General features: G+C 67.0%; 18 protein-coding genes and 3 pseudogenes. 10 read left to right on the top strand and 11 right to left on the bottom strand.

The features are described 5' to 3' along the window. Window positions 1–136: 136 nt before the first annotated feature. On the bottom strand, window positions 137–544 hold the full coding sequence (locus tag OG381_RS48200; protein WP_327722314.1) for a hypothetical protein: 408 nt from the start codon (window positions 542–544) through the stop codon (window positions 137–139). 937 nt (window positions 545–1,481) lie between these two features. Here OG381_RS48200 and OG381_RS48195 point away from each other — a divergent pair. The 3 genes and pseudogenes from OG381_RS48195 (at window position 1,482) to OG381_RS48185 (ending at window position 6,649) form a co-directional block, all read left to right on the top strand. Continuing rightward, complete coding sequence (locus OG381_RS48195; RefSeq protein ID WP_327722313.1) at window positions 1,482–4,670, top strand: hypothetical protein; 3,189 nt, start codon at window positions 1,482–1,484, stop codon at window positions 4,668–4,670. Window positions 4,671–4,865: 195 nt separating this feature from the next. After that, window positions 4,866–5,804: pseudogene (locus OG381_RS48190) on the top strand (transposase); the annotation flags it as partial. Further along, window positions 5,804–6,649, top strand: a complete 846-nt coding sequence (locus OG381_RS48185; protein ID WP_327722312.1) for a WD40 repeat domain-containing protein — start codon at window positions 5,804–5,806, stop codon at window positions 6,647–6,649. The pseudogene OG381_RS48190 and the gene OG381_RS48185, both read left to right, overlap by 1 nt. A 7-nt stretch (window positions 6,650–6,656) precedes the next feature. Here the strand turns inward: OG381_RS48185 and OG381_RS48180 are convergent, their stop codons facing one another. Beyond that, window positions 6,657–7,055: a hypothetical protein gene (locus tag OG381_RS48180; RefSeq protein ID WP_327722311.1), complete on the bottom strand. Its 399-nt coding sequence runs from the start codon at window positions 7,053–7,055 to the stop codon at window positions 6,657–6,659. Continuing rightward, window positions 7,052–7,906, bottom strand: a complete 855-nt coding sequence (locus OG381_RS48175) for an IS5 family transposase (RefSeq protein ID WP_327722310.1) — start codon at window positions 7,904–7,906, stop codon at window positions 7,052–7,054. Before OG381_RS48175 ends, OG381_RS48180 begins: the two co-directional genes overlap by 4 nt. A gap of 209 nt (window positions 7,907–8,115) precedes the next feature. On the opposite strand from OG381_RS48175, the gene OG381_RS48170 reads away from it, so the two are divergent. Then, window positions 8,116–9,132 (top strand): toll/interleukin-1 receptor domain-containing protein, encoded by a 1,017-nt coding sequence (locus tag OG381_RS48170; RefSeq protein WP_327722309.1) that lies wholly within the window; start codon window positions 8,116–8,118, stop codon window positions 9,130–9,132. A gap of 20 nt (window positions 9,133–9,152) precedes the next feature. Here OG381_RS48170 and OG381_RS48165 read toward each other — a convergent pair. After that, window positions 9,153–9,296: pseudogene (locus tag OG381_RS48165) on the bottom strand (IS5/IS1182 family transposase); the annotation flags it as partial. Here OG381_RS48165 and OG381_RS48160 point away from each other — a divergent pair. Both OG381_RS48160 and OG381_RS48155 read left to right on the top strand, forming a co-directional pair. Then, window positions 9,297–9,501 (top strand): annotated as a pseudogene (locus OG381_RS48160) (3-beta hydroxysteroid dehydrogenase); the annotation flags it as partial. Window positions 9,502–9,607: 106 nt separating this feature from the next. Next, the gene (locus tag OG381_RS48155; protein ID WP_327722308.1) at window positions 9,608–12,517 is read left to right on the top strand and encodes an ImmA/IrrE family metallo-endopeptidase; all 2,910 of its coding nucleotides are present in this window, start codon (window positions 9,608–9,610) and stop codon (window positions 12,515–12,517) included. Between the two features lie 347 nt (window positions 12,518–12,864). Here OG381_RS48155 and OG381_RS48150 read toward each other — a convergent pair whose 3' ends face one another. From OG381_RS48150 to OG381_RS48135, 4 genes are all read right to left on the bottom strand, one after another. Next, on the bottom strand, window positions 12,865–13,470 hold the full coding sequence (locus tag OG381_RS48150; RefSeq protein ID WP_327722307.1) for a hypothetical protein: 606 nt from the start codon (window positions 13,468–13,470) through the stop codon (window positions 12,865–12,867). A gap of 392 nt (window positions 13,471–13,862) precedes the next feature. Then, window positions 13,863–14,108 carry a hypothetical protein gene (locus OG381_RS48145; RefSeq protein WP_327722306.1) on the bottom strand — a complete coding sequence of 82 codons (246 nt, stop codon included), beginning with the start codon at window positions 14,106–14,108 and terminating at the stop codon, window positions 13,863–13,865. Between the two features lie 105 nt (window positions 14,109–14,213). Further along, complete coding sequence (locus OG381_RS48140) at window positions 14,214–16,970, bottom strand: serine/threonine-protein kinase (protein ID WP_327722305.1); 2,757 nt, start codon at window positions 16,968–16,970, stop codon at window positions 14,214–14,216. 76 nt (window positions 16,971–17,046) lie between these two features. Further along, on the bottom strand, window positions 17,047–17,775 hold the full coding sequence (locus tag OG381_RS48135) for a hypothetical protein (protein ID WP_327722304.1): 729 nt from the start codon (window positions 17,773–17,775) through the stop codon (window positions 17,047–17,049). 378 nt (window positions 17,776–18,153) lie between these two features. On the opposite strand from OG381_RS48135, the gene OG381_RS48130 reads away from it, so the two are divergent. Continuing rightward, the gene (locus tag OG381_RS48130) at window positions 18,154–19,365 is read left to right on the top strand and encodes an IS110 family transposase (protein ID WP_327722303.1); all 1,212 of its coding nucleotides are present in this window, start codon (window positions 18,154–18,156) and stop codon (window positions 19,363–19,365) included. Between the two features lie 82 nt (window positions 19,366–19,447). On the opposite strand, the gene OG381_RS48125 is transcribed toward OG381_RS48130, so the two are convergent. Both OG381_RS48125 and OG381_RS48120 read right to left on the bottom strand, forming a co-directional pair. Continuing rightward, on the bottom strand, window positions 19,448–19,654 hold the full coding sequence (locus tag OG381_RS48125; RefSeq protein ID WP_327722302.1) for a hypothetical protein: 207 nt from the start codon (window positions 19,652–19,654) through the stop codon (window positions 19,448–19,450). Window positions 19,655–19,791: 137 nt separating this feature from the next. Further along, window positions 19,792–20,298, bottom strand: a complete 507-nt coding sequence (locus OG381_RS48120; RefSeq protein WP_327722301.1) for a hypothetical protein — start codon at window positions 20,296–20,298, stop codon at window positions 19,792–19,794. A 111-nt stretch (window positions 20,299–20,409) separates the two neighbouring features. Between OG381_RS48120 and ku the strand changes: the two genes are divergently transcribed. Then, window positions 20,410–21,321, top strand: a complete 912-nt coding sequence (gene ku, locus OG381_RS48115; protein WP_327722300.1) for a non-homologous end joining protein Ku — start codon at window positions 20,410–20,412, stop codon at window positions 21,319–21,321. Here ku and OG381_RS48110 read toward each other — a convergent pair whose 3' ends face one another. Further along, entirely contained in the window at window positions 21,322–21,816 is a 495-nt protein-coding gene (locus OG381_RS48110; RefSeq protein ID WP_327722299.1) for a DUF6233 domain-containing protein, read from the bottom strand. A gap of 25 nt (window positions 21,817–21,841) precedes the next feature. Here OG381_RS48110 and OG381_RS48105 point away from each other — a divergent pair, with 25 nt between their 5' ends. Continuing rightward, a complete protein-coding gene (locus OG381_RS48105; RefSeq protein ID WP_327722763.1) occupies window positions 21,842–22,174 on the top strand; it encodes a DUF5753 domain-containing protein in 333 nt (110 codons plus the stop codon). Beyond that, the gene (locus OG381_RS48100; protein WP_327722298.1) at window positions 22,171–22,428 is read left to right on the top strand and encodes a DUF397 domain-containing protein; all 258 of its coding nucleotides are present in this window, start codon (window positions 22,171–22,173) and stop codon (window positions 22,426–22,428) included. The genes OG381_RS48105 and OG381_RS48100 overlap by 4 nt, the downstream gene beginning before the upstream one ends. Window positions 22,429–22,433 lie beyond the last annotated feature (5 nt).

Genomic DNA, 22,433 nt, shown 5'->3' with positions numbered 1-22,433 from the left:
ACGCAGCAAGGAGGTTGATGCCCGGAGAGCCTGGTCCGGCCGAATCTTGTCCGCGCCGCCGAGGTGAGCCCGCCCGCGGCCCAGCCCTCACCCTGGGGTCGGTGGCGGCGACAGTGGCACGTCCGCGCGGGAACCGTCAGCCGCTGTCCTCATCCTCGTCGTACGGCTCGGCCAGACGCAGACCGAGGTCATCCAGCCAGTCTTGCACCCACGCCCGCAGTTCGATGATCTGCTCAGGGCTCATGCCGTACGCGGCGTACTCGCGGTCGGAGGTGAAGTCGACCGCTTCGAGCCGGCCGTGCAGTTCCTCCAGGTCGAACTCCTCGTCGTGCTGCGCACCCAGACGCTCGAGCTCCCCGATCGTGTACAGCTCGCGGGCGCTGAAGACGTCGATGACATCGCGGGGGAAGCCGCGGTCGTGCAGGGCGCGGACCTTCAGCCCGACGGCGTCGTCCCTGGACAGGGTGGGCCCGGCGTCCGTGAGTGTGGGAGGTCTGTGGAAGATCTCCTTGAGGATGTCGATTTCGCAGGCTTCGCCGGTCACCGTGTCGGAATCAGTCCTGTTGCTCTGCCGGCGGTGGCAGCGCTCCAGGGCTGTTTCGCATCCGTTCGCGCACTTGCTCCAGCCGCGCACGCTCCGACAGGACTGCCCTCTCGGCTTCACGTGCTCGAGCAAGGCCCTCACGCGTTTCCCGCAGCCGCTCAAGCGACCGTACGGTGTTCCTCATAGCGATCACATTCACCAAGTGTCGCCAGGAGATGCGCACGACCATTACGCCTCAGTCCCCTCGTCTGGCTCTTGTGCCGGCAAGTGCATCCTCATGCCCAGGAGTATGTCCATCCGTCCGATGCCGTGACGGCAGCAGGACGGCGACCTGAGTCTGACCGAGGGCCCCCTCATGATGGCGCAAGGAAGAAGAAGTGGGTCGGGTCGGGGCGCGCGGTCACTGCGACGGCGCCGAGCCGGACCGACGCTGACGGGTACGCCGGTCATACTCGTCGGCGAGCCGCTTGGCCTTGCGTCGCACCCGCTCGCCGAAGGCTCCCGGAGCGCCGGCATTAGCGTTTTTGGGAGTTCTAGCAGTTCAAGAGGGTAATGCGGGTGCAGGGACAGGCATGTATGCCGTACGTCAGGCCATAGCCCGTGAAGTTCACGGGCTATGGCCTGACGTACGTGCGGTCGGGGTGTGGGCTCAGGTGAGGTGTTCCAGGAGCCAGGTGACGACGGGGCGGACGATGCCGGAGACGGCACCGGACAGGGCTGCTCCGGCCAGGGCGAGGCGTTCACGGCGGGTCAAACGCGGGCGGGACATGAAGTCCTCCACAGACAGTGTGGTGGGCGGATGGGACAGCCGGCCGGCTTGCTGTCCACACTGAGACCCCCGAGGAGATCGCCTCCGAGTTGCGACGTGCCCTCAACAGACCCCGGGATTAGTGCTGTTCACACCGTGGCGGAGGGCCCGAGCGGCGACGATGGTGCGATGAGTGGCGACACCGGGGGCGGGCGACCGGGCCCGAAGGAGAATCCGAAGCGGCAGCGGCCGCTGAAGCGGGCGCGCGTGGGATGGCCGCCAGCGCTGCGCCAGCTCAAGGAGCTGCTGTGCGAGGTGTATCTGGCTGCGGGCGCCCCCAGCTTGGATGAGATCACCGGGGACATCGCCGACGACGACGGCCTGACGGGGTCACCTAGCCGGGACACGATCCATCGCATCATCACCGACGAACGGCCCGGGCAGCAGGCCGATGTGGCGGCCGTGGCCACGGTGCTGGCCCGCCGGGCCGCCTGGGATGCACCGGATCTGGCGGGGCGGGTACGTGAACTGTGGGTGCAAGCTGGAATGGCGAAGGGGGCGGGACGCCCGATCAGCGAACTCCGCGGCGATGTCCGGCTCGTCCTGGACGGAGGCCTGGGGATCCACCCGGCGCTGGACACCGGCGGTGCCCGCGACCGGCTCGGGGACCTGCCCGCCTATATCCCGCGGAACCACGACGCGCGCCTGAAGGAGGCGGTCGACGCGGCAAAAGCCGGGCACAGCGGGATCACGGTCCTGGTCGGAGGATCATCCACGGGCAAGACCCGCGCGTTGTGGGAGGCCGTCGGCGAGTTGCCGGACGGCTGGCGACTGTGGCATCCCCTCAGCCCCACCGCCCCTGCGGCGGCCCTGGCCGCACTGACAGACATCGCCCCGAAGACCGTGGTGTGGCTCAACGAGGCCCAGCACTACCTGGACCCGGACCCGCTCGGAGAGCAGGTCGCGGCGGGACTGCGGGAACTGCTGAACGATCCCTCACGGGCCCCCGTGCTGGTCCTGGGCACCCTGTGGACCGAGCACTGGGACACCCTCACCACCCGCGCCAGCCCCGACCGGCGCGCCAGCGCCCGCGAACTACTCAGCGGGCACAAGATCGACGTCCCGGACGCCTTCACCCCAGCCGACCTGACCGCACTCGATGCCACCGACCCCCGCCTTGCGCAGGCCGCCCAGCACGCAAAGGGCACACAGATCACTCAGTATCTGGCTGGCGTGCCCCATCTGATGGACCGCTACGACGCAGCCCGGGGAGCCACCCTGGCCCTCATCCACGCCGCGATGGACGCCCGCCGCCTGGGTGCCGGCCTTCACCTCCCGCTGGACTGGCTCGCCGACGCCGCCCCCGGCTATCTTGACGACGACGAGTACTACACGCTCGACAGCAACTGGCTGACCCAGGCCCTCGCCTACGTCACCACGCCCTGCAACGGCATCCCCGGCATCCTCACCCTCGTCACCACCAGCGGCCCACGCAACCAGCGCACCTACCGGCGGCCCGCCGCGAGCGGGATCCCCGCCGACTGGCCCGCCCCCAGTCCGCAGGGGCCTCGGTACTTGCTGGCCGACTACCTTGAGCAGCACGGCCGTCGCCACCGCGCCGAGACCGTTCCTCCCGTCGACTTTTGGACCGCGGCCGCCCACCACGCACACCCCGCCGACCTGACCGGACTCGGCAATGCTGCCTGGGACCGTGGCCTGTACCGAGACGCCGTCCAACTCCACAAACATGCCACCACCCACGGCGACTCCGACGCCGCGCTTGCCCTCGTCCGCCGTCTCCACATCCTGCACCCCACCGACCACCACCCCGCCCAATGGGTCGTCGCGCACGTCGCTCTCGACGACCCGCACACCGTCAGCCTTCTGTTGCAGGAGTTGCGGGAGGCTGGGGCGGACGAGCAGGTCACCGTGCTGCTGGCCCGCAACCCCGCCGCACACGTCGCTCTCGACGACCCGTACGACGTCTGCTCACTGTTGGGGGACCTGCGGTGGGCAAGGGCGGACGAGCAGGTCAACACCCTGTCCGAGCGGGTCGTTGCGCACGTCGCCCTCGACGACCCGCACACCGTCAGGAGGTTGCTGGAGTCCCTGCGGGAGGCCGGTGCAGATGGGCAGGTCGCCGCGCTGCTGGCCCGCGACCCCGCCGCACACGTCACCCTCGATGACCCTCATGACGTCTGGTCACTGTTGCGGGAGTTGCGGGAAACTGGGGCGGACGAGCAGGTCACTGTGCTGCTGGCCCGAGACCTCGCCGCACACGTCACCCTCGAAAACCGGCACACCGTCGCTATGCAGTTGAATGCGGTCGGCTTGCTGTTGGGGGTGTTGCGGGAAGCCGGGGCCGACGAGCAGGTCAACACCCTGACCGAGCGGGTCGTCGCGCACGTCGCCCTCGACGACCCGCACACCGCCGCCTTTCTGTTGCAGGAGTTGCGGGAGGCTGGGGCGGACGAACAGGTCACCGCGCTGCTGGCCCGCGACCCCGCCGCACACGTCAGCCTCGACAACCCGTATGCCGTCGGCCTGCTGTTGGGGGAGTTGCGCGAGGCCGCCGGGGCCGACGAGCAGGTCAACGCCCTGGCCGAGCGGGTCGTCGCGCATGTCGCCCTCGACGACCCGTACGCGGTCGGCGCCCTTTTGCAGATGCTGCGGAAGGCCGGGGCGGACGAGCAGATCACCGCGCTGCTGGCCCGCGACCCCGCGGCACACGTCACGGTCGACAACCCGGCCGGCGTGGGCGTGCTGTTGTATGTGCTGCGGGAGGCAGGTGCGGACGAGCAGGTCACCGTGCTTCTGGCCCGAGACCCCGCCATGCACCTCGCCCTTGACAACCCGCACGCCGTCGCCACGCTGCTGCGGGAGCTGCGGAAGGCCGGTGCGGACGAGCAGGTCACCGTGCTTCTGGCCCGAGACCCCGCCGCGAACGTCACCCTCAACAACTCGCACGCCGTCGGCCTGGTTCTGCGGGAGCTGCGGGAGGCCGGCGCGGACGAGCAAGTCACCGTGCTGCTGGCCCGCAACCCCGCCACACACGTCAGCCTCGACAACCCGTACGCCGTCGCCACGCTGCTGGGAGAGCTGCGGGAGGCAGGTGCGGACGAGCAGATCACCGTGCTGCTCGCCCGCAACCCCGCCGCACACGTCACCCTCAACAACTCGCACGCCGTCGGCCTGCTGTTGGGGGAGCTGCGGGAGACCGGGGCGAACGAGCAGATCACCGCGTTGATCGAGCGGCTTCCTGCTGCGGGGCACTTCGATCTGTTCATCGACCTCGGAGGAAACCGGGAGCAGTTCCGACTTGGACGTGAACCTGACGGGAGCGCTGCACCTGCGTGGACGTGGAACGACATGGACTGAACCGGCGCAGACCCCAGAAGATGGCAAATTAGTACTTTGGTGACATGTTGCTGGCGCTGGCGGGCCGCCCCAGCGACCAGGTCGTCGCGCAGCGCCTGGACCGGCTGGCGGGGCATCCTGGCGCGGGTGGCGATCTCGCGGTCGCTGCAGCCGCATCCGATCGCGGCGGGGCCCAGCTGCAGATGCTGATCCGCCAGCGGATCGCCGCTGGGGCGGGTGGTCACCCGGCTGGTGCATGCCGGGCAGTGGCGGCCGGGCGACGCGGACATCCTCGTCGTCATGGACACCGGCTACGATGTCACCCGCCTCGCCTACGTCCTGGCCGACCTGCCCGTCGAGCTGGTCGGCCGGCTCCGCTCGGACCGCGTCATGCTCCGGGACGCCGGCCCACGCCGCTCCACCCCACGCGGCGGACAGCCCCGCAAGCACGGCGGCGTCCTCACCTTCTCCAAGCCGGAGTCGTGGCACACCCCTGAACAGGCCACGATGTGCGACACCACCCGCTACGGCCAGGCCGAAGCCCTCGCCTGGGACCGGATGCACCCCCGCTTGCAGGCCCGTGGCCCCTGGCTCGACCACTGCGGTGAACTCCCTTTAATCCACGGCACGTTGATCCGGCTGAAGGTCGGGCACCTGCCCGGCGACCGCGACCCCAAGCCGGTGTGGCTGTGGTCCTCGCGCACCGGAATGACCGGACAGGACGTCGACCTGCGGTGGCAGGCGTTCCTCCGCAGATTCGATCTTGAACACACCTTCCGGCTGTTCAAACAGACCCTGGGCTGGACCGTCCCCAAGGTCCGTGATCCACACACGGCCGACCTGTGGACCTGGCTGATCATCGCCGCCCACACACAACTCCGCCTCGCCCGGCCCCTCGCCGAGGACCTCCGCCGCCCCTGGGAACGGCCCGCCGAGCCGCGCCGACTTACCCCCGCCCGGGTCCGCCGGGGGTTTCGCCACCTCCGCGTGAAGACAGCCCGTCCCGCCGACGTGCCCAGACCCTCCAAGCCCGGCCCCGGACGCCCACCCGGCTCGAAGAACCGCAGGCCAGCCCCGCGTCACGAGCCGGGGAAGACCGTGAAACGAGTCGAAACCCTCACCGAACACGTCCGCCTGAAACAGCAGCGAGGTTAATGATCAAGCTAAGCCCCAACGGCCGCACTCTGGCCGCCGAAGGCGAAGATGGCACGGTGGAACTGTGGGACATTGCCTCGGGCAAGAGGCGTGCCATCCTCGTCAGCCACACCGCCCGCCCCGCCCAACCCTCGGTGATGGTGTTCAGCCCCGACGGGCGCACCCTGGCCACCGCTAACGATGACGAGCCTATGGTGCACTTATGGGACGTGACCTCAAAAGCGGAGCGTGCCGTCCTCGTTGGACACATCCATGAGGTTGAAATGTCGAGAATGGCGTTCAGTCCGGACAGCAGCACTCTGGCCACCGGCAGCGCCGACGGCACGGTGCGACTGTGGAACGTCGCCACGGGAAAGAACCGCGCCACCCTCACCGGCCACAACAACCGTGTGTGGGCGATGGTGTTCAGTCCGGATGGCAGCACGCTGGCCACCGGCGGTGTTGACAGCACGGTGCGACTGTGGAACGTCACCACGGGAAAGAACCGCGCCACCCTCAACGGTCACACCCGCCCCGTGTCGGCGGTGGCATTCAGTCCGGACGGCCACACGCTGGCCACCGGCAGCGACGACAACACAGTGCGACTGTGGAACGTCGACGCCCAAGCGCAGCGTGCCTCCCTCGCTGGCCACACCGGGACAATATGGGCGGCGGTGTTCAGTCCGGACGGCCGCACGCTAGCCACCGGCAGCAGCGACAACACGGTGCGACTGTGGAACGTCGCGACCTCTGACCAAGCAAACACAATCAAGAAGCTATGCCTCGCTGTCCGCCGTGATCTCACCGCCGAGGAATGGGCGACCTACCTCCCCGGTGAGTCACCAAGTCCCATGTGCACCTCATAAGCGGACGTTAAGTCCGCTTCTCGTAGCGGCCTCGTCCGGTTTGAGTGAGGAAGCCTTGGCGGGTGAGGCGTCCGAGGCGGCTGCGGGTGATGTTGACGGACGCCTCGTCGGTGGGCATGCCGAGGAGTTCGTGCAGCTCACGGGCTCGGAACTCTTGGTCGGGGTGCTGAGTGAAGGCATTCACGATGGTCTGGTAGGTGGTGTTCGTCTCGGGTCGATCGGGTTCGCCTCCTACCGGTGCGAGTTCGGCGATGACCTTCCGGGCGGTGACCAGGTCCGCGAGTCGCGCTTCGGTCTCGGCCAGCGCGGCGGTCAAGTGCTCGATCTGGTCGCGTAGTTCACCGGTCCGGGCGGCGGTCTCGTCGTGCTGGGCCTGGAGGTCCGCCAGGAGCTCGGTGACGTTCACGCGGCCAGCCCGAGGGTGTCGCGCCAGGCCGGGGCGGGCGCGGTGAGGCGGCGGGTCATGTTCGCGATGGAGGCCCAGTAGACGCGCGAGGCGGAGGTGTCGGGTCGGTGGTCGTACTCGCGAGCCAGGCGGCGATGCAGCATCAACGTGCCGTTGACCTGCTCCACGATCCACCGTTTGGGCTGCGGGACGAAGCCTTTGCCCTGGTCATCGGGGTTGCGGCGGACCACCTCGACGTCGATGTCGAGCAGGGCTCCGTGGATGAGGACCTCGCCCTTGAAGCCCTGGTCCACCAGGGCCTTCTCCAGGCGCATCCCGCACCGCTCGGCCGCCTGGTCGAGCAGGGCGGTGCCGGCGGCGTTGTCGTGGGCCGAAGCGGCCAGCACGACAACGCCGATGATCAGCCCCAGAACGTCGACGGCCAGGCCCCGCTTGCGGCCCGACACCTTCTTGTTGGCGTCCAGTCCCGTCGTGGTCTTCGGGACACCCGCGGCCGCGCGCACGGACTGGGTATCGAGGATCACGAGGGACGGGTCCTCTAATCGCCGGGCCTTCTCCCGTACCTGGCAGCGCAGGAGTTCCTGAATCCGCTGGTCAAGGCCGTCCTGGCGCCACAGGCCGAAGTAGTAGAACACCGCCGACCAGGCTGGCAGGTCATGGGGCAGGTAGCGCCACTGGCAGCCCGTCCGGTTCTGGTGGAAGATCGCGTTCACGACCTCCCGCAGATCGCAGGATCCGGGATCTCCGGTCGCTGACCGTGCCACCCGGTCCAGTTTCCAGGCCGTGATCATCGGCTCGATCAACGCCCATTGCTCGTCCGCTAAGTCGCTGGGGTACGGCCCTCGCTCCATGCCCGCATCTCAGCATGCACATGCCCAGCGGATGGCCGGCCCGACGATCAGTACCTCGATCGAGCGATCACGAACCGAGAAAGATCGGACTTAACGTCCACTGAGAGTGCAGAGCGCCCTCAATCTCACGGTTACAGTAGCCGTCACCCCCTACAAGCTGAGACCATCGCTCTGTGGTCAGGTGAGCGTTGCGACACTTTGGAGCATCCATGCGCGTATTCATCGTGGGATCATTACCCAATCATGTCCCCGGCCTTGACCAACCAATCCTGTCGGACCATGCACCTCTTTTTGAGGCCGGAAGAAAATTAGGCTGGGCTCTCGCCGCCGATGGCCACAGAGCAGTCATTGGAAGTTCATCCCGCCGGACAATCGATCCTTATATTTTCGAGGGCTATTCGGAGTTTTGCCGCTCTCACCCTGATTCTCAGTGCCACATCGAGGTTCAATTTCCGGTCGATCAGGCCAATGCTGGATATGAACCCGAATTTTCGGATGCTCCAGATAACCTGCATATAATCAAGGTGGAAAACTACGCTGATGCAAGCAGTCGGCATCATTGGATTGTTTCGCACTTCGCTGCTCTCCGCACAGCAGATCTTCTCGTTGTGCTCGGCGGGGGCGTGAGCACACGCATCCTAGGGAGCTATGCTGCGTCGAATCATATTCCGACTCTCGCTATCAGAGAATATGGTGGGACTTCGGTCGAAGTCTTTCCCCTTGCACAGCACACCTATCATGAGGCAGTCCCGCGTCTGGGGAAGATACCCACTAGAGAATCCGCGCAGCGGATGGTTGCCTTCGCCACCAAACTAGCAGCACGGGGCAGCGGCAGCGTTCATTCATACTTCCTTAGTTACTCTTGGGGTGACTGCGCCACGGCAGACCACGTTGAGGTACTCCTCAGGAGGCTCGGGCGGGCTATATTCAGAGACGAAGAAAAAGTCAAGATCGGACATCGTCTACCCGATCAACTGGAAGCCTCAATACAAGAAGCGGACACCTTCGTCGCCCTCTGGAGTAGAAATTACCACACCAGCACGTGGTGCCCTTCTGAACTTCAATTCGCACTTGAATCACAGAAGTCAGGACGGCCATCACGGGTAGCTCTCATCGAACTGGACGAAATGGAAACTCCACTACAGGCAGCCACTCTGCTCCGACTCAAAGGAAACTCTCGCGAGTTTCTCGATCTCGGCATTCGGAGATTGGTCGAACAGGAATGAATGCGGTAATTGAACCCTTTTCATCCTGAATAGTCGCAGGTCAAAAGTGTGTGGATGGCTTGGACGGCGGTACCGATACACCGTGTGGAACACCGGGCTCGCCGTAAGAGTCGCCAGGACCTCAGCTGCGCAAAGGCGCGTTTGCCGGGAGCCCGTAGCCGGGCGTGGCCGACGAGGGAGACCAGGTCCGCGACATCGCCACCGTCACCGGCCGACGACTGGGCCTGCCGGTCGAGCCGGTACCCACCGGTGCCCACCCAGACCTTCGGCCCTCGGCCCGATCTTCGCAAGCGACCAGCCCGCCAGGAACTCGGCTGGAAGCCCCAACACCCCAGCCTCCTGCAGGACCTGGAGATCGTCCAGCCCTGACCGGCGACCGCGAGGATCGCGCCAGCCCCCTGCCGAAGCACCCCCTGGGCCGCTGATCCGTGCACCTCCCAGCGAGGCGCGAATGCGGATGCGGGGAGGTCGAACGATGCGTGGCCGGACAACGCCCTCTCGGGGCGCGTCCACCCGGATCACGTACCCTTCCACGACACCGGGAACTGCGCAGCCAGCCGCAGGCGGCGGCACAACCGCGCGGCAAGACGACCCCCGAGATCGCTCGCGATCGACCGCAGCCAGAGCGCCACCTCGCTGTCCTGATCGATGCACAGCCCTCAGCGACCGGTTCAAAAAAGACGACCACTTCTGGTTCACCGTCTTCCACGAGATCGGCCACACCCTCCTGCACGGCAAGAGACTGACCTTCCTCGACAACACTGACCGCGCCGACGAACGCACACCCGAAGGCGACCGCAGCGAAGAAGAAGCCGACGCCTTCGCCGCCCAGACCCTCATCCCGGCCGAGCACAACGCCGCATACCGCCGCCTCGCCCGCAGGCCCATGCCCTTCGACAACATCAAGACCTTCGCCCACAAGGCCGGCATCGCCCCCGGCATCGTCGTCGGCCGCCTCCAGCACGACGGCGCCCTGTCCTGGACCCACGCAACAACCTCAACGCCCCGTCCGCTTCCCCCACAACGGCCCCGCCGAGGACCCGCCACCGTGACCGACCACCCCCGCAAAGGCACCGTCGCAGCACCGGGCTCCCACGACTTCGCCCTGCACACCCTGGGCTGGCGCGCATTCCAGGACCTGTGCGCTGCCGTACTCCGCGAAGTGTGGGCGCAGTCCGTGCACACCTTCGCCGACTCCAACGACGGCGGACGCGACGGCGCCTTCTACGGCACCTGGCAACAGCCACCAGACCCGATCGGCGTCCAGGACCTGCCCGATGGCCCATTCGTCCTCCAGTGCAAACACACCAAGAAGGCCGATACCACCCTCGCCCCCTCGGAACTCGACGACGAATTCGCCAAAGTCCAGACTCTGGTGGAACGGGGCCTATGCGGCAGCTACGTCCTACTCACCAACGCACGAGTCAGCGGCACCTCGGAAGCCACCATCCGACAACGACTGCTTGATGCCGGTGTCGGGTACCCGCTGGTCCTCGATGGCCAGTGGATCTGCGACACCATCGCCACCCGCCAGCGCCTGCGGACCCTCGTCCCCCGCGTCTACGGACTCGGCGACCTCTCCCACATCCTCGACGAACGCGCCTACACCCAAGCACAGGTCCTGCTCGGCTATCTGCGAGAGGAACTGGCCACCTTCGTGGTCACCGACGCCTACAAGCATGCCGTCCAAGCTGTACAAGACCACGGCTTCGTCCTGCTCCTCGGTGAGCCCGCCGTTGGCAAATCCGTTATTGCCGCGACCTTGGCCATGACTGCCCTCGATGCTTGGGGCTGCCTGACCGTCAACACCCACGATGCAGAGGGACTGGTGCGGCACTGGAATCCGCACGAGTCGAACCAGTTCTTCTGGATCGACGACGCCTTCGGCGCCGTGCGCCACGAACAGCAGCTCACCGACAGCTGGTCCCGCCACATGCGACACGTCATGACCGCCGTCCGCGGCGGAGCCAAAGTCGTCCTCACCTCGCGCGACTACATCTACCGCGACGCACGCCCTTACCTGAAGGAATACGCCTACCCCCTGCTGCACGAACAACAGGTCGTTGTCGACGTAGCTCAACTGCCCCTGCACGAACGGCGCCAGATCCTCTACAACCACATTAAACTCGGCGATCAGCCGCGCGAGGTCCGCGCGGAGATGAAACCGCACCTTGACGCGGCGGCCGCAACAGAGCCGTTCCACCCCGAGGTGGCACGGCGCCTCGGGCAACAGGCCTTTACACGTCATCTCGAACCGACCGAACAGGGCATCACCGACTTCATGGCCCGCCCCACGGCATTCCTCCGCGACGTCTACGCCGAACTAGGCCCCGACGAAAAAGCCGCCCTCGCCCTGACCTACCAAGCAGGCGAGCAGCTCCCTGCGCCGGTGCACTGGGATGCGTCGCAAGATGATGTCATCAACCGGGTCGGCAGCACCCCTGCAGGCGTCAACCGCGCCTTGGTGGCCCTAACTGGAACCTTCCTGCGTCTCGCCTCAACACCCGGCAGCGACTCAACAACAGGGTGGTCTTTCCGCCACCCCACCCTGCAGGAAAGCTTTGCCGAATTCATGGCAGCCGATCCCAACCTGTTGGGTATCTTCATCAACGGCTTGAACTGGCGAACGCTTCTCACTCGCATCGACTGTGGCACCGAACAACAACGCGGCACGCTTCTCCGCGTCCCTCCGGCCCTTTACTCAGATGTCATCAAACGCCTACTCACTGGCGAATCACCAGGGAGGGCTGGCCACGGCTACCCAGCAGAGTGGTACAACTTCTTCGCCACGCGCTGCTCCGACACGTTTTTGAAGCTCTATACCGAGGCCGATTCCCAATTTGTGCCCCAACTTACTAAGTTCATCTCTTTCCTGGACGTCATCCACGAGCCGAAAGCCCTCGCGCGCCTACACCAAGCCAGCCTTCTCAGTACAGAAGAGCACAGCCGGATCCGGGAGAGAGTCGCAACACTGGCCGTCGAGACCCCTGACGCCGCATGGCTACGGGAGCCTGAATGGCAGATCCTTTTCTCCGAAAGCGACCAACAGTACCTTCTTCAGCGCGTACGCGAGGATCTGATTCCCGACCTCGACTGGGTCTTGGACGTATGGAGAAACAACTACCCATCCGACGAGGAACCGGCTCAGTACTACGGCATCCTGCAAGAACAGCTGCGCACGTACCGCGAGGCATTCGAGCAGGACACCGAAGTCACAGACGCCCTCGACCAGGCCATGGCCGAAGTCAATGAAACAATCGATTTCTCACGTTCCAACGACTATGAGCCTGGTCCGGACGAGCATCCGGACATCAGAGGCCGCACAAACCTCGCAGGCCACGAGCACTCACGCGACCGAAGCATCTTCGACGACATCGACGGCTGAAAGACTCCATAGCTATCGCGAAATCAGTGCGAACGCTGCAAACACACACCACCACTCAAAGAGCAGGTCGGCAGCAACACCTACACCGCCCTGATCGGTAAACCGGACGAAGCCCACCGCACCGGCGGAGACGGCATGAGACCCTGGGCCGCCGTCAGGGGCCATTTGGCGGGCAGCGCCCGGTTCAGTGCGTCAAGTGCCACCTGGAGTAGCGCGGGTGGCAGTTCGTCGAAGCCGTCGAGCAGGGGCAGGACGCGTCCGGCGTCCAGCAGCGCCTGGGCCAGGTCACCGAGACCATGCGAAGCCGTGGCCTGCCCCAGAGCGGCACGACGCAGGCCGGGATGGGCTCATCGCAGTTGTTCGGCCAGCCATACCTTCAGCGGCTGGCGCGGATTCCAGGAGGCCATGGAGAACAGCACCGGCACCGGGGCGCCGTCAGCACGGCGGTCGATGAGGTCCAGGAGCAGCCGAATGAGAAGCACACTCTTGCCGGCTCCGGGATCACCGAGGATCACCAGGCGCCTGGTGGGTATCCGGTCAGCGAACACCTCGCCAATCTCGGCGTCCTGGCCCACCAGCCCAGCGACATCCTGCGGCCACCGCGCGGGGTCACCAGGCGGCCCGCCTGGCCAGGCCCGAGCCAGATCCTTCAGTAGCGGCCACGGCTCTCCCAGCCCTTCATGCGCAGTCCGCCAGGCCACCGGCAGCGGATAGGGGTCGTTGACCCGGCGAAAGGCAGCCTCCTGCTCCCACTGCGCCCTGACCGCCACGGCCAGCTGCCCCACGACTGCCTCCACATCAACGGCGGCCGCCTCCATCCGGTCCGCACGAAATGCCGCCCAGGCAAGATAGGCCGCTGGCAGGCCGATCAGCACCGCCACTGCCGTCGCAGCCGCCCCCGCATCGAAGTACCAGGCCAGCACCAGAGCCACGCCCACGGCCAGCACGAACAACAGCAGAACCCGCGCTCCTACAGGCTGCGTTGCCTGACCCGGCCCCCCACGTCCCATACCGGACCATCCTGCCGCTCCAGCCCTGACCAGGGGACCATTTCGCAACGATTCGAACGCTTCTGTTCGTAGTGCAGCGAGCCGGGCCGGCCCCACCGCCGCGCCTACGCTGTATCGGCCCGGCTGTGGCGTACGAGATGTTGGACTGCAAGGAGGCCGACTGGGAGGGTCTACCCGATCCTGGCCCGTTTTAGGAAGCAGGCTGGTTGGAGAGCCGCTGAGAGAACGGGCATCTCCGGGCGGGCGCCTGCGACGGCGCTTCTACTCGTGTCGACGAAGGCAAGCTCTGATTCCATGCACGCATGCGCCGATCCTCGGCAGGACGGGCCTGCCGCTCAGCCCGCCCAGCCGATGTCACGGATCTCGATCGCTCCGGCGTGCGGCATGTAGTGGATCCAGCAGCGGCGTCCGAAAGCCTCCCGGATTTCCTCGACGGAGCCTGGGTCTCGCACGTCGGGCCAGGCCCGCGGGTCCATGCGCGCGACTTCCATGAGGTCCATCACCTCTAGCCGGGCCTGGTCGTCCGGCAGTTGGGCCATGACCTCGACCGCGAGGTCTTCCACCACCACGCCGTACCGCATCCCGCATACCTCCGTGTGATCGACTCGGCAGTAGCGTACGAGGGAGGTTTCGCCCGCGTTTCGGCCTGTGGATAACTCGGGTTCTGCGGAAGGCGCAACTGTTGCTCAGGCGCGTTGAGCAGCGTGGATGGCGCTTCGGATGGCGGTGTCGGCGTGGCGATTGTCTAGTACTTCGTAGTAGTAGCGGGCGCCGTGCGGTTGGGCGCGGAGTGCGGAGGCGACGGTGGCGGCGGCGTGCCCGGTCAAGGTGACCAGCCAGTCCCGGATGCTGTTGCGCGGGTCCCACCGGTCCCAGCGGCCGTCCCAGTCGCACATCCCCTGGACTGCGGCGTCGAGCATGGTCCATTGCTCCTCCTCTGCGGCGAGGCGAGCGACCTTGAGGAGCCACCAGATGGCTCGGGTGGCCTCTTGGTCGGTGACCCAGTCGCCCCGGTCGCCGACCGAGTGTCCGGTCAGTGCAGTGATGACGGCGGTCGTCTGCTGAGGATTGGCGAGCAGGGCTGTCTCTGCCGCGCGGACATCGAGCTTGGTAACAGCGGCCAGGTAGAGCTCGTAGGAGTCGGGCTGGTCGGCGGCGAGGGAGAGGAGCTGGGCGGCTGCAGCGGTGTCGTCGCGCTCGTTGGCGTCCTCGAGCAGGCGTGCGGCGCGGATGATGGGGAGTTCGTCCTGCGACCCCGTCTCGCGTTCGACGAGGGCGAGGAAGGTGGCGATGTCCTGAGGCCGGTGCTCGGGATCGAGCTGGGTGGCTTGGCGTACGACGCCGAACCACGGTCCGGGTGGGGGCAGCAGGGGTCTGTTTGCTTGTGGCCAGGTGCCAGTGAAGATCCAGCCGATGAGTTGTCCGAGGCTGTAGATGTCGCTGGCGGGGGTGATGTCGTGGCCGTCGATGGACAGTTCGGGTGCAGCGAAGCCTTCGGTGCCGATGCCGGCGCGGGTGAGGAGGCCGGCGGTGCTGGTCTCGCCTCGGGCGCGGCGCACGATGCCCCAGTCCGCGACCGTCCAGCGGCCGTCCAGGAGCAGGATGTTGGAGGGTTTGATGTCCCGGTGGATCCAGTCGTTGCGGTGTGCGTCGGCAAGTCCGGCGGCAATGGCGCCCACGAGGGTGTGCAGTTGGGTGGGGTCCTGGAGTTCGGTGCGTCTGTCCTCGACGGTGGCTTCGGCGAGCGGCATGACGAACCAGTCGTAGGCGGGGCTGAAGTCGAGGACGGGCATGACGTGCGGGTTGCCGCCGAATCGCAGGGCGGCCTCTACTTCGCGGCGCATGCGCCGTACGTCCCGGGCGCCTTGGCCGATGCGCTTTTTGAAGGCCACGATGGTGCCGGTGTCTTTGTGTTCGGCGCGGAAGACCTCGGCTTGGCCTTCGCGGGCCAGGGGCCGTGTTTCGAGCCGGTAGGCCCGGCGTTCGCCCCGGGCTGAATGGCTGACCGCGTCGTAGCCCTCGGATGAGACGGCGGGGGCCGGGGGTGTCTGGGGTGCGGTCGGGCGGTGGCCGGTGAGCCGCATCAGGACGGGACGGACGTGGGTGTGGTCGTTGTCGGGCAGGGTGGCGAGCAGGTAGGCGGGTCCGTCGCCGGGTTCCTGGGTGAGGCCGAGGATCTCGCCGAGCTGGGTGTGCAGCAGGGCCTCGCTGGCGCGCGTGGTGAGGTCGGTTCGGTGCAGAATCACGCCGATGCCGGTGCCGTCGGGGGATGCGCTGACCACGCTGTTGGGGTCGGCGCGCAGGATGTGTCCTGGGTAGGAGACGGGGGTGGGGATCCAGTCGTCGCGCTGTCCGGCGTCCGTGGTGCGGGCGAGGTCGACGACGGCGCTGTGTCCGGAGGCGGCGAGGAAGAAGCGGCGCCGGCCGAGCCAGAGTGCCGAGCGGACAGAGGCGTTGAAGGTGATCGGATAGCTGACCTGGTCGCCGACCTGGTCGCCGGCGCGAGTGAGTGCCAGGGTTCCTTGGCCGGTGCCGAGGGTGACGCCGGAGCCGGACAGCACCCACGGCTCCCCCTCCGGCCCGGGAAGGAGGACTGCGCCGTGGTCGAAGCCTCCGGCGACGGCGTTGAGCTGCCCGTCGTGCCAGCGCAGCAGAGCCGAGCCGCAGAGCACCAGGACAGTGCCGTCCTCCCGGACGACCGGTGCGCCGTGGCAGCCGGGTAGGGCGAGGTGCCAGTGGGCGTGCCCTCGGACGGTGTCGACGGCGAGCAGACCGTCAGGAACGGTCACTAGGACTGCCCGGTCAGGTAGCAGTGCCATCCCGGTCGGCCGGTCTTGTTGTTTCTGTCCGACGAGCAGGAGCTCCGCGGTCACACCTGCCCAGGTCTGGGTCTTCACACTGGGTGGCGACGTCAACCGCGTGGCCGGCGTCATCGCGCGCGCGTCTGCGGCAGCTTCAACGGTCGTATACAGGGACGCCAGCGACAGATGCGGCTGCCGCCTGTGGAAGTGGTCACGGACGAGTTCGGCCAGGGAGCACATTCCGGCAGCGGCGGCTTCCAGATGGCTCCGGTCCAGGATCACCGCACCGCGCTCGTTGAACTCGGCCACCCAGTTCATGTCGAGCGGTTCATCGAGCCAGTGCAGGCCTGCGAATCGCTCGCCTCGCTGGCTGCCAGAGCCCGGAATCGGAGTGCCCTTCGGCGGAAACCCGAACCCGTACTTCTGCCCGCGGAGCGTGAGGAGGTAGTTCCAACCCTCGAACTCGTACATGAGCCCCAAGGCGTCCGCGTTGTCGAATCGCTGGAGGGTGTCGCCGGGTACGGTCCGACGCAGGAGCCTCGCCACGAGGTCGGCGAGCTGCTCGGTCCGGTCGTCGTACGAGGCGGTGTCGTCTCGGCGCCACTGGCCGTATCGGGTCAGCACATCCTGCACATCGTCCATGGGCTACTCCCCCGTTCGTGGGCCGGCGCCTGCCGTAGGCGCGGCTGTTCTGCACTGACTGGATGGTGGCTGGTGGCTATGGGAGAGAATGGATCTGTCGCCAGGCGCTGCACAGGGCGGTGAACTCCTTCTGTCGCTCTGTCAGAAGGTCCTGGGGCCGCTGCAGGTGGCAGTCCAGGAGGTACACGCCGGACTGGAAGGGTTCGAAGCCGATGGCCGACCACATCTGGCCCAGTTCGGCGGCGGCCTCACGATGTTGGGCCTGGCTCATCTCTCGGCCGTCGGCGGAGCCCGGTTCGCAGGCCACCGCCGTGCACCCGGAGGACAGGCGGCGGATGGCTGCGCCCGCCAAGATGAGCCCCAGCCGGAAGCCACGCCAGGCCGGTTCGAGGATGACCCGGTCCATGACGAGCAGATCGCCCACGGGGTGGGCGAGGGCTTCTTCGCATGCTGCGTCCCATTGCCCGCAGGCGACGTCGAGGACGGTCTCGCCGATGCGGCAGAGATCCTGGCTGTGAGAGTCCATCGCCTCGAACGGATCGTCCGGGCCGAACATCCTCACCCGCGCGAAGGACATCCGGCCCACGGCCACGTCCTCCACCGCATCCAGTGTCTCCTCGTCGACGTCACTGTGCGCGGCCAAGTCCTCGGCCAGGACGTCCGCGTCGATCCGCGCGGTCACCTTCCAGATCTCCAGGGCGTCGTCGAACTCGAAGGCCTGCACAGGGTGTTCGTGGCGGTAGGTAAGGCTGATCAACGACGGGTCGGCAGGCAGCCGGGAGACATCAGGCAGTACGGTGGTCACCCGGTCACCGTAGTAGCCACTGTGCCGTGTCCGCAGAGGAAAGAGCCGCGTCCACTCCGTCCGGGCGGGCCCGCTCGCGGCGTTCGGTCGACGGGTGCCTGTTCATGGCAGGATCCTTCAGAGTGAGGCGGCCAGCGAGTAGGCGATGCACTGCCCATTACCTTCGTTGTAGAGCCCGGTCCGGGCTCGTGGCCCTCGGGGCCGGTATGACTCGTTGCCCCTGTCCTTGATGATCCGGGGGGTGCTGTCGCCGGTCCTGGCGGCACCGGATGGTCGCTGATGGAAGCGTGTCCGCCGACAGGCAGGGCTGCGTAATGTGGCGGCCGATCTCCGGTGCCGGTCGGGCCACCGGCGGTGACTCCGGGGAGGGAAAGCCCGGTGACCAGCAACGACTTCACGTCGATCGATGTGTTCTGCGCCTTGGACGTGGGCAAGTCCGCCGATCACGGCACGGCCCTGCTGGCCGATGGCCGTACCGTCTTCGACAAGCCGCTGCCCAACGGCGAGCCCCAGCTGCGGGAGCTGTTCGCACGCCTGGGACGGCGGGGGAAAGTCCTGGTCGTGGTCGACCAGCCTGCGTCCGTGGGGCCCTTGGCGATGGCCGTGGCCCGCGCCAGCGGATGCGAGGTGGCCTACCTGCCCGGCCTGTCCATGCGCCGGCTGGCGGACTGCCATCCCGGCACCGGCAAGACCGACGCCCGCGACGCCTACGTCATCGCCGATGCCGCCCGCACCATGCCCCACCTGCTGCACTCCATCGACCCCGCCGAGGGCGTGCGGGCCGAACTGACCATGGTCCTGGGCTACGACGACGACCTCGCCCAGGACGCCACCCGCACCTCCAACCGGCTGCGCGGACTGCTCACCTCGATCCCTCCGGCCCTGGAGCGCGTCCTGGGACCGCGGCTGCGTCACCCGGCGGTCCTGGCCCTGCTGCAGACCTTCGGCTCGCCGGCCCAACTGGCTCAAGCCCGCACCGAGGAGCTCATCGAGGTCATGACCAACGCCGCCCCACGGATGCGGACCCCACGGGAGCTGGCCGGACAGATCCATGCCGCCCTGGCTGAGCAGAGCGCCCAGGTCCCCGGCACCGGCTCGGCCGGCGAGATCATCTCCGGTCTGGCCGAGTCCCTCGCCGTGCTCCTCAAGCGCCGCGAGATCCTGGAGACCCGCATGACGGCCCTGCTGCAGGCCCACCCTCTCGCGAAGGTCCTGATCTCCATGCCCGGGGTCGCGGTCAGGACCGGTGCCCGCATCCTGGCCGAGGTCGGCGACGCCAGCGCGTTCCCCACCGCCGCCCACCTGGCCTCCTACGCGGGACTGACCCCCACCACACGTCGTTCCGGGACCTCCATCCGCGGCGAAGGACCGCCCCGCGGCGGCAACAAGACGCTCAAACGGGCCCTGTTCCTGGCCTCGTTCGCCTCGCTGAGCAGTCCCGAATCGCGGGCCTACTACGACAGGAAACGGGCGGAAAGCAAGCGCCACAACGCCGCCCTCATCTGCCTCACCCGCCGCCGCGTCGACGTCCTGCACGCCATGCTCAAGCACCGCACCCCCTACCAGCCCGGGCACGAACAAGCAGCCTGACCAAGCCCGCAGACCTTGACCAAAGAGATAGACCCCCCCCGGGGGGAACAGTCGGGGCGACTTCGTCATCGGATTCTGAGGCCTACTCCTCCTCGGTCCAGAACCCGTCCCGCCCGACGCAGAGCGTGCCGGGGCAGTACCAGATCACGGACACGTCCGGGTTGACGCCTCCGCCCAGGTCGCCTTGGACGCGCTTGTCGACGCGGCTGCTTTTGCCGCAGTGCCTGCACGGGTGGGCGCGGAGTCGTTGGGCTTCGGACTGGCTGTAGATGGTCTTCGGAGTGCTCATGATTGGACGGTAAGTCCATTTCGGCGAAGTGTTCCCTCCGCCCTTCAGCCCGCCCCTCGTGCCACGCTGACCGGAGGCCCCGCCGAACTCCCCTGTGTCGGCGGGTCCTTGTCGTCCGAGAGAGCTGACAGTGCTCGTCACCTGGTGGCGAGGTAGGTGATGACAGCCGCCGCTAGGAGCGTGATCAGGAAGTAGAGGAGGCGTTCGAACGCCTTGAAGCGCTTGTCCAGGACGCTGCTGTTGTGCTTCGCGCCCTTCTCCATGGCCTGGACTAGGTCCCCAAGGTGCTCTTTGAGAGTGACGCCTTCGCGGTACGACTTGAAGCCGAGTGTCATCTCGCCGGGGATCTCCCAGTCGGGGACAGGATGGGCGATGTACACCGCGACGCCGAGCGAAGCTGCCAAGGTGCCAAGGAGCATCCCGATCGCCCAGGGAACGATTTCGACCCCGCGAGCCAGTACGACGCTGAACGCGATCGATTCTGCGACCAGGATGACCTGCAGCAGCTGCATAGAACGAGTGCGGATCTCGACGAGGTTGTCCGACTGGGCCTCCATGTAGCGGACGCCGTCTTCGACAGCCTTCTCGAGGACCTGGATGTCTCGCGGGCGATTCCTGCATCCTCTGGTCACCATCAGCTCCACCCTTGACGCCTTGCCGTGCGATCAGGGTGCTCTTGGCGTAGCCAGCCCGCATGCTGGGGCGCTCTGTCGGACGTAGGCTGTTCCTGCTCGAGGCTGTTGTGGAGGTCCCCCATGCCCCGAACCATCTGGTCTGGCGCGATTAGCTTCGGCCTGGTCACGGTGCCTGTTCATGTGCAGTCGGCTACCGAGAACCACAACATCCAGTTCCACCAGTACCACCTGCAGGACATGGGCCGGGTACGGGTGCGGAAGGTATGCGAGCTGGAGGACCGCGAGGTCACCCAGTCGGAGATCGGCAAAGGCTACGAGTACGCCCGCGACCAGGTCGTGCCGGTCACGGACGAGGACCTGAGCAATCTGCCGCTGCCGACGGCCAAGGCCATCGAGATCGCCGCGTTCGTGCCGCTGGCCAGCATTGATCCGATCCGGATCGGCGAGGGCTACTACCTCGCCCCGGACGGCGCCGTGGCCGGCAAGCCGTACAAGCTGCTCGGGCAGGCCCTGGGCAGGTCGTCACAGGTGGCGATCGCCAAGTACGCCTGGTCCGGCCGGGAGAGGCTCGGCCTGCTGCGCGTGAAAGACGACGTGATCGTGCTGCATGCGATGCGCTGGCCGGACGAGATCCGCGACCCGTCCGTCGTCGACCCGCCCACGGCCGAGCTGACGGACGACGAGATCGAGGGCGCGCTCGCCCTGCTGGACACCATGGCCGTCGACGACCTCACCGGCCCCGCCTTCCGCGACCACTACACCGAGGCCCTCGCCAAAGTCATCGAGGCCAAGCGCGCAGACAAACCCCTCCCCAAGGCGCCAGAGACGGAGCAGCCCGGGCAGGTACTGGACCTGATGGCCGCCCTGCAGGAGTCCGTGCAAAAAGCGCAGGCATCCCGGGGCGAGGACGCCGACGTACACCAGCTGCCGAAAAGGAGGAAGCCGGCTGCGAAGAAGACTGCGGCGAAGAAGACCGCAGCCAAAAAGGCTCCGGCGAAGAAGGCAGCCCGCAAGCCCCGAAAGAGCGCCTGATCACCCGTCGATGTAGCCGAGGTCAGTGTCGGGGCGGCAGCGCGGGCACGCATCCACGCCTTCCGCGAGCGCCCGCGACGCGGCATCCCGCGTCGCGCCTTTGGACCGCTTGCCCGCCATGTGACAGCCGCCGACATGTACGTACACCGGCGGGGCGTGATGGCCGATGCTCTGCTCGATCAGCCAGTCCGGCACCGGCGGCCGGGCCTCGATGCCGCGCCGGCGTTCGGCCTCACGGCGTTCCTCATCGACGATCCACCGCCGGGTACGGGCCAGATCCCGCTCCTGCACCCGCTCCAGGAAACGGAGCAAGACCAGCTTCGACGGACTTGAATCGTGCACACGTTCGATTATAGGCGCTAGCCTGACCCGCGCACCCCAGGCAGACCAGGAGGCACCGTGGACCGCATCAGCCTCGACGAGCTGCTCAAACAGGCCGACGCCGACGTCGGCTTGCTGCCGCCGCCCGACTCCCCCACCGACCAGCAGGTGCACGCCCGGATCACCGCCCGTCCCGCGTATCGCTGCGCCGCCTGCGGGGAGGGCAGCTCGGATGCGCGACCAGATGCGAAAACTCGTGGAAGCGAGCGAGCAGCCGAACGTCACCCTGCAGCTGCTGCCGTTCTCACTCGGCGCGCATCCCGGGCTGTACGGTCCGTTCGTCATCCTGACCTTCCCGCCCCCCACGCCGGACCTGGTGTGGCTGGAGAATCCCAAGAACTCCGTGTATCTCGAGTCCCCGTCAGACGTGGGCAACTACACGCACATCTTCGACCAGTTGAAGGGCACTGCCCTCAACCCGTCGCAGACCCGCACCCGCATAGCACGCATCAGCAAGGAGCTCGAAGAGTGAGCACGCCCAACACGGCCGCCCCGCACGACGCCACGACAACCCCTAACGGCGTCGATCTCACGCACGCGCGGTGGCGGAAGAGCTCCTACAGCGGGGGCGCCAACGACTGCGTAGAAATCGCGGAACTGGACGAACACACCGCAGTACGCGACTCGAAGAACATCAACCATCGCCCGTTGGTGTTCTCAAAGGCGGCGATACGAGCGCTGGTCAGCGGGATCGCCTACGGGGCAATTGGTGAGCGCCAAAGCTGAGCGCG

The sequence above is a fragment of the Streptomyces sp. NBC_00490 genome, assembly GCF_036013645.1.
Lineage (GTDB): Bacteria > Actinomycetota > Actinomycetes > Streptomycetales > Streptomycetaceae > Streptomyces > Streptomyces canus_F.
The sequence above is the reverse complement of the archived record's forward strand: the minus strand, read 5'-3'. Positions and strand labels throughout refer to the sequence as shown.